The organism is Dactylosporangium fulvum (genome assembly GCF_025137375.1).
GTDB lineage: Bacteria > Actinomycetota > Actinomycetes > Mycobacteriales > Micromonosporaceae > Dactylosporangium > Dactylosporangium fulvum.
In genome coordinates, this window is sequence record NZ_CP073720.1 from 4863449 (window position 1) to 4876914 (window position 13466).

At 70.4% G+C, this 13466-nt stretch carries 13 protein-coding genes; 2 read left to right on the forward strand and 11 right to left on the reverse strand.

The window, feature by feature from the left end; translation table 11 throughout:
* Window positions 1-81: 81 nt before the first annotated feature.
* Window positions 82-1908, forward strand: coding sequence for a sensor histidine kinase (locus tag Dfulv_RS22820; RefSeq protein ID WP_259866580.1), 1827 nt, complete (start codon window positions 82-84; stop codon window positions 1906-1908).
* 79 nt (window positions 1909-1987) lie between these two features.
* Here Dfulv_RS22820 and Dfulv_RS22825 read toward each other — a convergent pair whose 3' ends face one another.
* The 6 genes from Dfulv_RS22825 to Dfulv_RS22850 all read right to left on the reverse strand — a co-directional run bounded on the left by Dfulv_RS22825 (window position 1988) and on the right by Dfulv_RS22850 (window position 7823).
* Window positions 1988-2710, reverse strand: a complete 723-nt coding sequence (locus Dfulv_RS22825; protein WP_259866582.1) for an SDR family NAD(P)-dependent oxidoreductase — start codon at window positions 2708-2710, stop codon at window positions 1988-1990.
* Window positions 2707-3654: an alcohol dehydrogenase catalytic domain-containing protein gene (locus Dfulv_RS22830; protein ID WP_259866584.1), complete on the reverse strand. Its 948-nt coding sequence runs from the start codon at window positions 3652-3654 to the stop codon at window positions 2707-2709. The genes Dfulv_RS22825 and Dfulv_RS22830 overlap by 4 nt, the downstream gene beginning before the upstream one ends.
* Window positions 3651-4817, reverse strand: a complete 1167-nt coding sequence (locus Dfulv_RS22835; RefSeq protein ID WP_259866586.1) for an ABC transporter ATP-binding protein — start codon at window positions 4815-4817, stop codon at window positions 3651-3653. The genes Dfulv_RS22830 and Dfulv_RS22835 overlap by 4 nt, the downstream gene beginning before the upstream one ends.
* A gap of 2 nt (window positions 4818-4819) precedes the next feature.
* On the reverse strand, window positions 4820-5653 hold the full coding sequence (locus tag Dfulv_RS22840; protein WP_259866588.1) for a carbohydrate ABC transporter permease: 834 nt from the start codon (window positions 5651-5653) through the stop codon (window positions 4820-4822).
* Window positions 5650-6531: a carbohydrate ABC transporter permease gene (locus tag Dfulv_RS22845; protein ID WP_259866589.1), complete on the reverse strand. Its 882-nt coding sequence runs from the start codon at window positions 6529-6531 to the stop codon at window positions 5650-5652. Before Dfulv_RS22845 ends, Dfulv_RS22840 begins: the two co-directional genes overlap by 4 nt.
* Window positions 6532-6599: 68 nt before the next feature.
* Window positions 6600-7823 (reverse strand): ABC transporter substrate-binding protein, encoded by a 1224-nt coding sequence (locus tag Dfulv_RS22850; RefSeq protein WP_259866591.1) that lies wholly within the window; start codon window positions 7821-7823, stop codon window positions 6600-6602.
* A gap of 245 nt (window positions 7824-8068) precedes the next feature.
* Between Dfulv_RS22850 and Dfulv_RS22855 the strand changes: the two genes are divergently transcribed.
* Window positions 8069-8881 carry an IclR family transcriptional regulator gene (locus Dfulv_RS22855; protein ID WP_259866593.1) on the forward strand — a complete coding sequence of 271 codons (813 nt, stop codon included), beginning with the start codon at window positions 8069-8071 and terminating at the stop codon, window positions 8879-8881.
* Between the two features lie 44 nt (window positions 8882-8925).
* Here Dfulv_RS22855 and Dfulv_RS22860 read toward each other — a convergent pair whose 3' ends face one another.
* Genes Dfulv_RS22860 through Dfulv_RS22880 form a run of 5 tightly spaced genes read right to left on the reverse strand, consistent with a single transcriptional unit; the run spans window position 8926 to window position 13462 of the window.
* Window positions 8926-9306, reverse strand: a complete 381-nt coding sequence (locus tag Dfulv_RS22860) for a Rid family detoxifying hydrolase (RefSeq protein ID WP_259866594.1) — start codon at window positions 9304-9306, stop codon at window positions 8926-8928.
* 49 nt (window positions 9307-9355) lie between these two features.
* A complete protein-coding gene (locus tag Dfulv_RS22865) occupies window positions 9356-10168 on the reverse strand; it encodes an IclR family transcriptional regulator (protein WP_259866596.1) in 813 nt (270 codons plus the stop codon).
* On the reverse strand, window positions 10152-11402 hold the full coding sequence (locus Dfulv_RS22870; protein WP_259866598.1) for an aminotransferase class V-fold PLP-dependent enzyme: 1251 nt from the start codon (window positions 11400-11402) through the stop codon (window positions 10152-10154). Before Dfulv_RS22870 ends, Dfulv_RS22865 begins: the two co-directional genes overlap by 17 nt.
* A gap of 15 nt (window positions 11403-11417) precedes the next feature.
* Window positions 11418-12509, reverse strand: a complete 1092-nt coding sequence (locus Dfulv_RS22875; RefSeq protein ID WP_259866600.1) for an amidohydrolase/deacetylase family metallohydrolase — start codon at window positions 12507-12509, stop codon at window positions 11418-11420.
* On the reverse strand, window positions 12506-13462 hold the full coding sequence (locus tag Dfulv_RS22880) for a phosphotriesterase family protein (protein WP_259866602.1): 957 nt from the start codon (window positions 13460-13462) through the stop codon (window positions 12506-12508). Before Dfulv_RS22880 ends, Dfulv_RS22875 begins: the two co-directional genes overlap by 4 nt.
* Between the last annotated feature and the right edge of the window lie 4 nt (window positions 13463-13466).

The window sequence follows — 13466 nt, forward strand, 5'->3', positions numbered from 1 at the left end:
AACATGCGTGCGGGTTCGCTGTCGCGGTTGGTGCGGCCGACGCCCCCGCGTTTGCTGTGGGGGATCGCGTTCGCTATCTGCATGATCGCGGTGGAAACCCTGCTGGCGTATCCGCTCAGGGCGATCAGCACAGAGGCTTCCCTGAGCGTGATCTACCTGATCGGCGTCCTCGTGGTCTCGACGGTGTGGGGACTGTGGCTGGGCGTTGCGACGGCAGTGGTCAGCGCCCTCGCGTATGTGCTCTTCCACGTCCAGCCCGCCGGACGCCTCGTCGTCGCGGACACGCGGGAGTGGGCCGCGCTCGCGGTCTTCCTTGCCGTCGCGGTGCTGACCAGCGCCTTGGCGGACCTGTCCCGGCTGCGGGCGGTCGAGGCCCAGGAGTCCGACCTCACCGCCGAGTTGGCCCGCCTGCTGCTGAACACCGACGATGTTGCCGTGGTGCTGCCCGCGGCCGCGCAACGCGTCGCGCGCGCGCTCGACCTGCCGGCCGTGGCGATCGAGCCGGCTGCCGTCCCCGAAGACGGGCGGCACCTGGCGTTTCCGCTGCGCGACCGCGGTGCCTGCTTCGGCACCCTGCGGGTGCCGAACGACGTGCCCGAGCGGACGGTACAGCGGCTGCAGGCGCAGGTCGTGCCGTCACTGGCGGCACTGCTGCGCGCTGGACACGAGCGCGCCGCCGTGCTGGATTCGCTGGAAGCAAGCCGGGAGCGTCAGCGTCAGCTTGCCACCGAGCAAGCCGCGCTGGGCCGGGTGGCGACGCTCGTGGCGCACGGTGCGGGTCCACCCGAGGTCTTCGACGCGATCACGACGGAGCTGCATTGGCTGATCGGCGAACACATCACGTGGCTGCTCCGCTACGAGCGTGACGACACGGTCAGCGTCGTCGCGACCAATCTGTCGGACCTGCGGCCGGATCAGATGCACTGGCCGATCGAGGGCGAGAACATCCTGTCGCAGGTGTGGGACGGTGGCCGGCCGGCCCGGATGGACAGCTTCGAGGACGCCGCCGGCCCCACCGCCGCGGTCGCACGTGAACTGGGCGTCCGGTCCGCGGTCGGGGTGCCGGTTGTCGTCGAAGGGCGGCTGTGGGGCGTTGCGGCCGTCGGGTCGGCGCGGCCTCAGCCCCTGCCGGCCGATACCGAAGCACGCGTCGCGGACTTCGTCGCCCTTGCCGCCATCGCCATCGCCAACGCCGACAGCCGGGCACAGCTCGCCGCATCCCGCGCCCGGCTCGTCGCCGCCACGGACCAGACCCGCCAGCGGATCGAACGCGACCTGCATGAGGGCGCACTGCAGCAGTTCATCGCCGCCGGGCTGCGGTTGGGTGCCGTGCAAGCCGCCCTGCCGCCCGAGCTGGTCCAGGCCAAGGCGGAACTTTTGGGCACACTACGCAGCCTGAACAGCGCTGTGGACAACCTGCGGGAAATCTCCAGGGGCCTCCATCCGGCCCTGCTCGCCATGGGTGGCCTGGCGCCCGCGCTCAAGGCGCTCGCCCGCAGATCGGCGGTACCGGTCGAATTCGACCTCGACGTCGGCCGGCGCATGCCGCCCGTGGTCGAAGTGGCTGCCTACTACGTCGTTTCCGAAGCGTTGACGAATGCGGTCAGATACGCCCACGCCTCAGCTGTGCGCGTTCAGGCGGCGACCCGGGGCGGCGCCCTGTGCCTGTCGATCCACGACGACGGCATCGGAGGTGCCGACCCCGGCCGCGGGACCGGACTCATCGGCCTGAACGACAGGGTGGAAGCGCTCGGCGGGCAGTTCACCATCACGAGTCCCCACGGTGGCGGCACGCTCCTGTCGGTCACCATTCCCATCCCACCCGCCGAAACAGGCGCCACCGAGCTGGTGACGACGAAGGCCGGGGGCAACGGGGCCACGCACCCTGGCGGTCGCAGCCGCCCATGACGGGGTCGAGTGAGGCTCCGGCGTCGACGAAGCCATGGAGCACTTCATCCGGCTTCGGGAGCGGTGACCGTCTCATGGCTCAACGTCCCAGCACCGTACCTCCGTTGACGCCCACCAACTGCCCGGTGATGAACGCGGCCTCGGGTGAGGCCAGGAAGCACACGGTGGATGCCACGTCCGCCGGCGTGCCGGCTCGCCCGACCAGTGTGCGGTCGACCCTGGCCTGGTGGAACTGCGGATTCATCCGCTCGCCGAAGAACTCGGTGTCCGGCACGTACCCGGGCAACACCAGGTTGGCGGTCGCCCCGGTCGGCCCGAGCTCCGCGGCGAGCCAGAAGATCCACGCGTGCAGGGCCGCCTTCGCCGCACCGTACGAGCCGCTGTAGCCACTGCCGAGTTGGGCGCCGATCGAGCCCACACCGATCACCCGGCCCTGCTCGGCCAGCTTCGGCCGCAGCGCGGCCACCAGCAGCACGGCAGTCAGCACGTTCTGGTCGAAGTCGGCCCGCCACTCGCGGGCGATCGCGTCCAGTTCGGACGGCACCGCCGCGCTGGTGCCCCCGGCGCCGGCCACGATCACGTGCACCCGGTCCACCGCGCGGGCCACCAGCGCGGCACCGTCCGCCGTGCTCAGGTCGGCGGCGACCCAGGTCGCCTCGGGGCCGAGCGTCTCCGCCACGGCGCGGAGCTTCGGCTCGCGCCGGCCCACCAGCACCACCCGGTCGCCACGCTCGACAAACGCCGCGGCGACCGCCCGGCCGATGCCGGTGCCGCCACCCGACACCACCACGGTACGGCTCATGGCAGCAACATCGTCTTGATGTGCGCCGACGGGCCCTGCATCAGCGTCTCGAACACCTCGACACCGTCGGCGAGGTCCCGAAGTTCCAGCCAGTCCTCGTCGACGCCGGCGACCAGCGGGACCGCCGCCGCGAACTCCGCGGCGGTGTAGCAGAAGCTGCCCAGGACCGCCTTCTCGCCCCGGATCATCGCTCTGCAGTCCGCATCGGACTCCGCGGCGTGCAGACCGAGCCATACCGTGGCACCGCCCGGATGCAGCAGGGCGACGGAGTCGGCCCGGGTTCCGGCCGTGCCCACGGTGTCCAGAATGACGTCGAAGGTGCCGGTCAGTCGCTGCCCGGTGTGGCCGGCGCCCGCCTTGACCGCGATCGCCAGCCGCTGCTCGACCAAGTCGACGACGTGGATATCGGTCAGGCCGCGGCTGCGGAGCACCAGCAGCACCGCGATGCCCAGCATGCCGGCGCCGATCACGCCGACCCGGGCGTTCGGGACGAGCCGGTCGGCGACCAGGTTCGCGGCGTGCACGGCGTTGGCCATGGGTTCGACGAACGCTCCGCGCTGCGCGGACACACCGGCCGGCAACGGGAGCACGTTGGCTCGCGGCACGGCCACGTACTCGGCGAAGCCGCCCGCCCGGTGGATGCCGAGGATGCTGCGGTTGTCGCAGATGTTCGTCTTCCCGCGCCGGCAGTTGCCGCAATCGCCGCATGCCACCAGCGGATTGACCGTGACCAGGGTGCCGTCGTCGACCCGGTGCCCGGCGAACTCGTGGCCCATCACCAGCGGTGGCTTGCGGAACGGGCTTTGGGTGGCGAAACCCTCCACCTCGGATCCGCAGACCCCGACCGCGGCCACCCGTACCAGCACCTCGTCCTCGGCCGGAGCCGGGACGTCGAGGTCGGTGACGACGAGTTCGAGCGGCCCGGCGTAGAGCAGTGCCTTCATGCGACGCGTACATCCTTCCGCGCGCCGATGCGCGCACCACTGTGGCTGTCAAACCAGCAGGCGCCGCTCAGGTCGAGCAGCACCCGGCATTCGTCGTCGACGGCGAGGCCGGCGTCACCCGGCAACTTCGCGTAGTGCAGGTCCCGCACGGCGGCCGCGCCGAACTCCTCGCTGTTGGGGGCGAGCCCGAGCCGGAAGCCGACCACGGTTTCGGCGCCCAGCCGTTCCACCACCGCCACCCGGGCCGGCATGCCGGGACCCGTCGCGGCGACCCGCACCTTCTCCGCCCGCACGCCTAGGAGGGCCGACCCGTCGGGTACCCCGGTGGCGGGCACGGTCGTACCGCCGTTTATCGTGGCCTGTCCATCCTGGACCGTGACCGGCAGCAGGTTCATGGCCGGCGAACCGATGAACCGGGCCACGAAGGTGTTCGCCGGCTCGTCGTAGATCTCCTGCGGGGTCCCGCTCTGCTGTACGACACCGTCGTTGAGCAGGATGATGCGGGTGCCCATGGTCATCGCCTCGACCTGGTCGTGCGTGACGTAGATGAAGCTCGCTCCCACTCGCCGGTGGAGCGCCGTGATCTCGGTGCGCATCTGTGCCCGCAGCTTGGCGTCCAGGTTGGACAGCGGCTCGTCCAGCAAGTAGACGGAGGGCTCGCGCACCAGAGCCCGGGCCAGTGCGACCCGCTGCCGCTGCCCGCCGGACAACGTGCGCGGCCGGCGGTCGAGGTAGGGCGTGAGCTCCATGGTCTCGGCGATGTGCTCGATCCTCGTGGCGATCGCGGGGTCGCGCATCGCCCGCCAGCGCGCGATCATTCCGACGATCGGAATGTGCTGCCACCAGCGGAAGCGACTCATCAACAGCGGGAAGGCGATGTTGGCCCGCACCGTCTTATGCGGGTAGAGCGCGTAGGACTGGAAGACGAACGCGATGTTGCGCTGCTTGGGTTCCAGGTCGTTGACCCGCTGGCCGTCGAAGAGCAGGTCACCGCCGGTGATGTCGATGAGCCCGGCGATCATGCGCAGCATGGTGGACTTTCCGCACCCGGACGGGCCGAGCAGCACCAGGAACTCCCGGTCCGGGATCTCCGTGGAGAACTCGTGGATGACCGGCGTGTCGCCGTAGGACTTCCGGATGCCCCGGAACGTGATGGCTGGCATGCCTACCCCTTCACCGAACCGGAGGTGAGACCACTCACGATCCGGCGCTGGACCAGTAGGAAGAAGATGATGGCGGGAACGGTGAACACCAGGGCGGCGGAGAACACCGTCGACAGTGGAGTGATGAACTCCCCGATGAACGACGACAGGCCCTTGCTCGCCGGCCACTTCGCCGTGTCGCGGATGAACGTCGAGGCGAAGAGGTACTCGTTCCAGCCGTCGAAGAACGTGATGACGGCTGCCGCGGCCACCGACGGCGCCACCAGCGGCAGCGTGACCTGGGAGAAGATGACGAACCGGGGCGCGCCGTCGACCCGGGCCGCCTCCTCGATCTCGTAGGGGACACCGTCCACGGCCGACTTGATGATCCATGCGGCGACCGGCATGGCGAAGGCCGTGTTGGCCAGCACCAGGCCGAACAGTCCGTTGATCAGTCCCAGCGCCACGAACAGCGTGTAGAGCGGCACGATCAGCAGCGCCTCGGGCAGCATCTGGGTGGCGAACAGCGCGAAGCCGAGCACCCCACGGCCGTGGAAGCGCCGGTACCGGGACAGTCCGTAGCCGGCCAGCACGGCCAGCGTCAGGCTGAAGAACGTGGTGCCCGTCGCGACGACGGCGCTGTTGGTGAGCCAGCGCAGCAGCGGCACCCCGCTGTCGAAGACGTCGAAGATGGCGGGGAACCGGTCCAGCCGCGCCCACAGGCTCTGCCCGCTGAACAGTTCCTCGCGGGTGGCCAGGGCGGTGTTGAGCATCCAGTAGACCGGGAAGCCGGAGACCACGATCAGTGCCAGGATCGTGAGCCAGCGGCCCGGACCCGCTCCGGTCAGCCGCTTCACAGCGCCTCCCGCCGCGCCGAGTGCCGCTCGACGACGAAGTAGACGACGGTGACCACAAGGGACAGACACAGCCCCAGCATGCCCAGCGCTGCCGCCCGGCCCAGGTCGGAGTTCGCGAACGCCTCCCGGTAGACGTTGATGACCAGCGTGTTGGTGGCGTCGATCGGCCCGCCGCCGGTCAGCAGGTAGATGATCTCGAACCGCCGCAGCGACCAGATGGTCATCAGCAGCGCCAGGATGCGCAGCGTCGGCGCGATGTGGGGCAGCACGATCTCCTTGACCGTGGTGAACCGGTCCGCTCCGTCCACTCTGGCCGACTCCCGCACCTCGGCGGGCACCGACTGCAAGGCGGCCAGCACGACCAGCATGATGAACGGGAACACCTTCCAGACACTGACCGCGGTGACCGACAGCAGCCCCAGGTCGGGGTCGATGAGCCAGCCCTGTTCCCCGATGCCGAGCACGGCGAGGCTCCGGTTGGCCACCCCGTCACCGACGTTGAAGATCCAGGTGAACACGAGCACGACGGCGATCGACGGCACCGCCCAGGGCATCGTCAGGATCGCCCGTACCACCGCACGGCCGCGGAATCCGTCGTTGATGGCGAACGCCGCCAACGTCCCCAGCAGCAACGCCCCCACCACCGTGCAGGCGGTGTAGAGCACCGTGGTGAGCACCGACGACGCGAACCGCTGGTCGACCAGCACCTCGCGGTAGTTGTCCAGACCGACGTACTCACCCCCGTCCGGGTTGAGCAGCTTGGTGTCGGTGAAGCTGAGCAGTGCCCCGCGCAGCAGCGGGGTGGCGGTGAACACCAGCAGATAGACTGCCGCGCCACCGACGAACAGGTACGGCGCGAGCCGCGATCGGGTGCTCATTCCCCTCCTTCCGGTCGTTCGCGGTAGGTGCCGGAGCCCGGCACCTACCGCGTCGGGCGTGGGATCGGTCAGTTCCCGACCGCCGCCTTCGCCTCCTGGGCCGCCTTGGCCAGGGCCTCCTCGGGCGGGACGTTCTGCAGCAGCACCTTCTCGATCCACTGCAGGACGATGTGCCGGATCTGCGGGGTCTTGGCCTCGAACCCGACCACCACGGCGCCGTGCGAGTACGGCGCGTTCTGCCGGTAGGCGGTGACCCACGGGTTGGCCTTCACGAACGCCTCGGGGACGGTCGTGTCGACGGCCACCGTCGAGGCGTTGCCAATGACCTCGGAGAGCTTCTGCTGCGGCTCCGGCTGGACCAGCCAGCGCAGGAAGTCCTTGGCCAGCTCCTTGTTCTTGGAGTTCTTGTTGACGACGAAGTAGATGCCGACCTGGCTGGTGTTCTTGCCCGGGAACGGAAGCTTCGACGACATGATGGAGGTGCTCGGCACCTTGTCGCTGATCATCGCGGTCGGCGCGCCGGTCGCGTCGATCAGCATGGCCAGCTTGCCCTCCTTGAACTTCGTCCGGAAGGTCGAGGCGTCGTCGCCCACGGCGAATGCGCCGGAGGAGTAGACGGCCTTGTACGCCTTGAGCGCGGCGATGTTCTCCGGACGGTCGATGGTGAGGGACTTACCGTCGGACCAGCCGCCGCCGAAGCCCTGCGGCCAGTTGTTGAAGTCGATCCACCACGGGTTCTCCTCAGCGATGCGGTGGCGCACCGCGAAGCCGGTGATGCCGGTCTTCTCCTTGATGGTCTTCGCCGCCGTGACCAGTTCCTCGGGTGTGGTCGGTGGCTGGACCCCGGCCTGGGCCAGGATGTCCTTGTTCCACAGGAGGGCGTACGGCGCGATCTGGGCGGTGACGGCCAGCTGCTTGCCGCGCCACTTGCCGCCCTCGTTGGTGACGTTGAGCTTCACGTCCGGGCCGAAGACGCCGTCGAGCGGCTCCAGCACGCCCGCCTCGGCGAGCTCGGGCAGGAACGTGTCGGCGACGGCGAACACGTCGGGTCCGCCGCCCGCGGCGATCTGGGTCTTGATGGTGGTCTCGTAGTCGGCTCGGGTGATTTCCTGCTTGGTCAGCGTCGCCTTCGGGTTCTTCTGCTGGTAGCCCTGGAAGGTCTCCCACATCTTGGCGCCGTAGCTCGGGGCGAGCAGGTCCCAGTGAGTGATCTCGAGGGTTCCGCCGTCCTGGGCGGACTTGGCGGGTTCTTCGGTGCCGCCGCATGCGGCCGTCAGGCTCAGCGCGGCCACGACAGCAGTCGTCCAAAGTGCGCGTCGGTGTCTCAACATTCCTGTCCACCTCGAGTGGCAATCGGTGTGTCGGTGGGACTCGGGACTTGGTCCACGACTGTAGACGCGGTGGCCGGATATAGGAATCCCCGTTCATATATCTGAACACTTTGCCTGTTATTGCAGCTCACAGCCGTGCATTGCCTGCCATTGGGCGCGTATGGCACCCTTCTCGGGACCCATCGACGGAGAGAAGCGGTCTGGACATGGCGCCTACACCCCAACACCGGGAAACCGAGGAAACTGCGGCGGGGACCGGCTCGATCAAGTCGGCCGAGCGGGTCCTGCAGATCCTGGATCTGGTCGCGCGGCACACCGACGGGATCGACGCCAGTGGCATCCGCGCCGCCCTGAAGCTGCCCAGAAGCAGCCTGCACGGGCTGTTGCGGGTGCTGTCGGAGCGCGGCTACCTGTTCGTGGACCCGGACTCGCGGGTCTACCGGATCGGGCTACGCGCCTGGGAGGTCGGGCAGGCGTACTCGCACAACGAGAACCTCGCTGTCCTCATTGGACCGCAGATGCGGGCGCTGCGCGACGAGCTCAACGAGACCGTGCAGTTGGCCGTCCTGGACGGACTGGACAACGTGTACCTGGCGAAGGAGGACTCCGACCATCCGCTTCGGCTGGTCTCCGGAGTCGGTCTGCGGCTGCCCGCGCACACCACGGCGCTGGGCAAGGTGCTGCTGGCCGGCCTGCCCGCCGAGGAGGTGCGCCGCCGGCTGACAGGGGTCACGTTGCAGCGATTCACCAAGAGCACCGTCGGCGACAAGGCGGAGCTGCTCCGCCGCCTCGCCGCCGTGCGGGCCAACGGTTTCGCCGAGGACGACGGCGAGTACACCGTGGGCCTCTACTGTGTCGCCGTCCCGGTGCGCAGCGCGTCGGGGGCGGTCGTCGCCGCCGTGAGCTGTTCCACCCCCTCGGCCCGTGCGGGCGCTGCCGGCGACCGCGCCCAGCGGTACCTGCCGGCGCTGCGGGCCTGTGCCGGTCGGCTCGCCCCGCTGATGGCCCCGCTGTCGTAAGCGCCGATGCCGGCGGCGGTCGCGGGCACCCGCCGGCGAGGTCGTCAGTCACCCTCCACCGCCGCCACGCAGTCGATCTCGACGAGCATGCCCGCGGCCAGCGCCGATCCCACGGTCGTGCGCACCGGGTAGGGCTCGGACATCAGCCGGCGGTAGGTCCGGTCGAAGGCGGCGAAGTCGGCCAGGTCCGCCAGGTGCACGGTGACCTTCACGACCCGGCTGAGGGAGCTTCCGCCGGCCCGCAGCACCTCGTCGAGGTTGCGCAGGACCTGGACGGTCTGCTCCTCGACGTCCCGGCCGACCAGTTCCCTGGTGACGGGATCGGCCGGTCCCATCCCGGCGGTGAACAGCAGCCCATTGACGAGCAGTCCCTGCGAGTAGGCCCCGGCCGGTGCGGGGGCACGGTCGGTCCGAATCTGTTTCATCCCGTCTCTGCCTTCCGGTTGAGTGTCTGTTGTGGACGAACGTTGCTGGTCACCGGCCGCCGCCAGGCCAGCCGAGGTCGCGGGACATCGCGTCGCAGTGGCGGGTCAGCGTGTTCACCAGGTGGTCGCGGTGCGCCGGTCCCTCACCGAGCCGGACACGGGGGATGGAGCAGCTCATCGCGGCCACCACCCGCCCGGTGCCGTCCCGGACCGGCACGGCGACGCAGAAGACCCCGGGGGTGTACTCGCCGTCGTCCACGCCGAACCCGCGCTCACGGATCTCCTCGACCCGATCGGACAGTTGCTGCGGCGTGACGATGGTGTGCTGGGTGAACCTGCGCATGGTCACGCCCTTGAGGCGTGCCTCCAGGTCCGCCGGATCAAGGTAGGCCAGCAGCACCTTGCCGAGGCCGGTCGCGTAGGCGGGCAGCCGCATCCCGACCCGGGACACCAGCCGCAACGGATGGTCGGCCTCGACCTTGGCGATGTAGACGTTGTCGATGCCGTCGAGCACGGCCAGCTGCACGGTTTCGTTGAGCTCGTCGCGGGCCGAGCGCAGGTGCGGTTCGGCCCGGTGGGCGAGGCTGTCCAGGTAGGCGAAGCTCTGCGCGGTTTCCCAGACCCGCACCCCGATCCGGTAGCGCCGCCGCTCCTCGTCCAGATAGATCCAGCCACGGCCCACCAACGTGCCCAGCAGCGCGTGCAGGCTGCTCTTGGGGAAGCCCAGGTCCTGGCTGATCTGTGGGAACGTCGCGCCGGAGCGGTGCGCCGCCAGGTACTCCATGAGATCCAGCACCCGCTCGGCCGACTTGACGCCGGCCGTGGACCGGACGTTCGGCGAGGTGTTACGGGTGGCGGTCATGACGCTGGGCTCCTTGCGTGCTGACGTGTGAACGGCCGTCCCGCCCAGGCTCGCTCGGGAAGCGCGCCGCGTTGCCCCGGTCGAGCACTTCGATCAGCCGCTTCGCCAGCGCGGCTCCGTCGCCGTCCTGCAGCCCCATCGGGCTGACCACGAGCACGTTGCGCCAAGCGAGGTCCTCGCCGACGTGGATCCGCGGCGTGCCCCGGTCCAGCTCCCGCACCACCTCGTCGGCCTCGAGGCCGGACGCGGACAGGTCGATCTCGAGCACCGGCACGTCCAGGTGGTGCTCGTAGCCGTCCCGGACCGTGCACCGCGCGTCCGCCTCCAGCGCGGACCGGATGTCGGCCAGCTCCCGCTCCCCGTGCCGGTGATGGGCGTCCGGGTCCCGGACGAACGCCCGCAGCGCGACCAGCAGGCCGACGATCTGCTCGCGGCCCACCTTCATGCCCCGGCCGATGCCGTGCCGGCCGCGGACCGGGTCGGCGCCGGTCACCTCCGAGCGCTGCCAGGTCCGGGGCCGGATGTCCATGTCCTGGTGATGCAGGGCGACCGCGCCGATCAGGTCGGCCCGGCCGCAGAGGATCCCGGCCGTGTGCGGGCCGCGGAACGCCTTGCCGCCGCTGATCGCCACCAGGTCGGCACCGCCGTCGAACAGCGCAGCGAGCCGTTCCAGGGGCGGCACGTCCATCGCGGCGTCCACGAGCACCGGTACCCCGGCCCGGTGCGCCAGCTCCGACACCTCGGCCACGCTCAGGTGGTCACCGCCCCGCCCGGGCCGCCACAGCACCAGCGCGGCCCGCTCGTCGAGCTCACGCAGCAACTCGTCGGGGCGGGTGGAGCCCGGGTAGCCGATCTCCACCAGCTCCGCGCCCACCGCGGTCAGCGCGTGGTCGTACGGGTCCCGGTGCGCCCGCTGGATGATGACCCGGCGGCGCTGCCCGGACACCTCCGGCAGCACGTCGATCGCCGCGGGCCGGTCGCCGGCCAGGCAGACCGCGGTGGCGAGGCTCAACGCCGCCGCCGCGCCGCTGGTGACGTAGGCGGCCGGCGCGCCGAGCAACGCGGCGATCTCGGCGCCGGCCGCCTCCTGCAGCTCGTCCATGCGCACGTTGCGCGCGCCCGCTGCCCGCATGGCCTCGACGACCTCGTCGGACAGCGGCAGACCGCCCAGCCGGGTGGCCGGCCCGACCGCGTTGATGATGGTCCGGATGCCCAGTTCCGCGTAGATGTCCATGTGTGTCGATGTCCTTCAGTTCGAGGCGGAGTGCACGATCTCGCCGTTGCGGACGGTCAGCGCGGCCGAGACGGTGGGGGACGGGCCGTCGGTCACCCGTAGTACCGCGAGGTCCGCCGGCGCCCCGGGACGCAGGCTCCCCACGCCGGCGCCGTCCAGCCCGGCGACGCGGGCGGGCACGATCGTCGTGCGGCGGACCACCTCGGGCAGGCCGACGCCGAGCGCGAGGAACTTCGCCATCACGTCCGGCAGGCCCCCGACGATGTCCCGGGAGTAGGTGTGCAGGTCGGAGCTGATCGTGTCGGGCAGGAACCCGGCCGCCACGGCCGCCCGGGCCTGCTCCAGGTCGAACCCGCACATGCCGTGCCCGATGTCGAAGACCACGCCGCGCCGGCGGGCCTCGGCGATCAGGTCGACCAGCCGGCCGTGCTCGGTGAACGGCGTCCCGGACAGGCCGGTGAAGCAGTGGGTGAGGATGTCGCCCGGCCCGAGCCGGGCCAGGATGTCGGCCAGGGACGCCGGCGGCGGCCCCAGGTGGACCATCAACGGCAGCCCTTCGGCGTCGGCGACCTCACGGGCGCGGTCCAGGGCCACCACGCCGTTGTCGCCGGCCACGTCGGCGGACGCCCGGACCTTCACGCCCACGATCCGGTCCCGGTAGGCGTCGATCGCGGCGCGACAGCTGGCGGGGTCGACGTAGGCGAGGGTTTTCAGCTCACCGGAGAGCAGGATGCTCGTGGTGCCGACACTGGAGATGTTGATGAACGCCGCGATCCGGGTGCGGGCTCGTTCGACGGTACCGCGGACGAAGGCTCCGAACAGGTGCGCGCCGGCACTGCCGGTGTCCACCATGGTCGTCACCCCGCTGGGCGGGCCGACGACGTCCGGATCGACACCGAGGTCCTGCCCGACGAAGACATGCGTGTGCAGGTCGACCAGCCCCGGCGTGACCACCAGCCCGGACACGTCCACGATCCGGTCCGCCGCACCCGCCGTCGCGGGCGCGGCGATCCGCCCGTCCCGCACGACGACGTCACCCGGGGCCAGGGAACCGGCCTCCGGGTCACAGACCAGACCACCGCGCAACACGAAACCTTCGCTGTTCATGACGCGGTCACGATGGGCGCCGAGTACGCGAACGCCCGGGCGGGGTTGGTGACCGTCATGCGGTGGATGTCCTCTTCGGACACGCCCCGGCTGTGCAGCATGGGCAGGAAGTTCTCGATCACGTTGGCGTAGCCCGGTCCGCCGTACGCGGCGAGCTGGCCCAGCTCGCAGATGTCGTTGGACAGCATCAGCTGCCCGGCCAGTCCCATGGCGCACAGCTCGGCGACGTTGTCGGCCCGGAACGACAGGGGCGCGTAGCCCTGCACGAAAGCCAGGTTGTCGATGTTGAGCCAGGCGCCCCGTTCGGCGATCGGCAGCCACCACCGCACGCCGCGCCGGTCGCCCAGGTGCGACACGATCACGTGCGCCGGGTCGACCCTTTCCTCGGCGAGCAGGTCGAGCTGCTCGAGCGCCAGCTCGCCCCAGTGGGTGGTGTGGGTCATGATCGGGCAGCCGGTCTGCCGGTGCGCCCGGCCTGCGGCGCGGAACACCCGCTCCACGGCCGGGCTGATGTACCCGCGCTCGGTGCCGATCTCGCCGATGAACCCCGGCCGGATGCCGCTGCCGTCGACACCGTCGACGATCTCCGCGATCAGCCGGCCGGCCAGCGCCTCAGTGCTGTCGGTGGTGATGTAGTCGGGGTAGACCATCTCGCGGTACCAGCCGGCGCCCATCACGACGTTGACGCCCGTGGCCGAGCTGATCCGGTGCAGTGCCTGCGGGTCGCGCTTCAGCCCGATGTTCGTCGGGTCGCAGATCGTCCGGCCGCCGGCCGCCGCGAACCGCCGGACCTCCTCGATGGCGATCTCCTCGTCGTCGAGGATCGCCTCGTACAGCTGGCGCAGTCCCCACCCGTCGACCATCAGGTGGTCGTGGGTGAGGGTGTTGCCCATCGCCTCCGGCTCGATGGGCCCGAGGACGGTCATGACCTTCCCGGTAAAGCTCCCGGTCATCCGA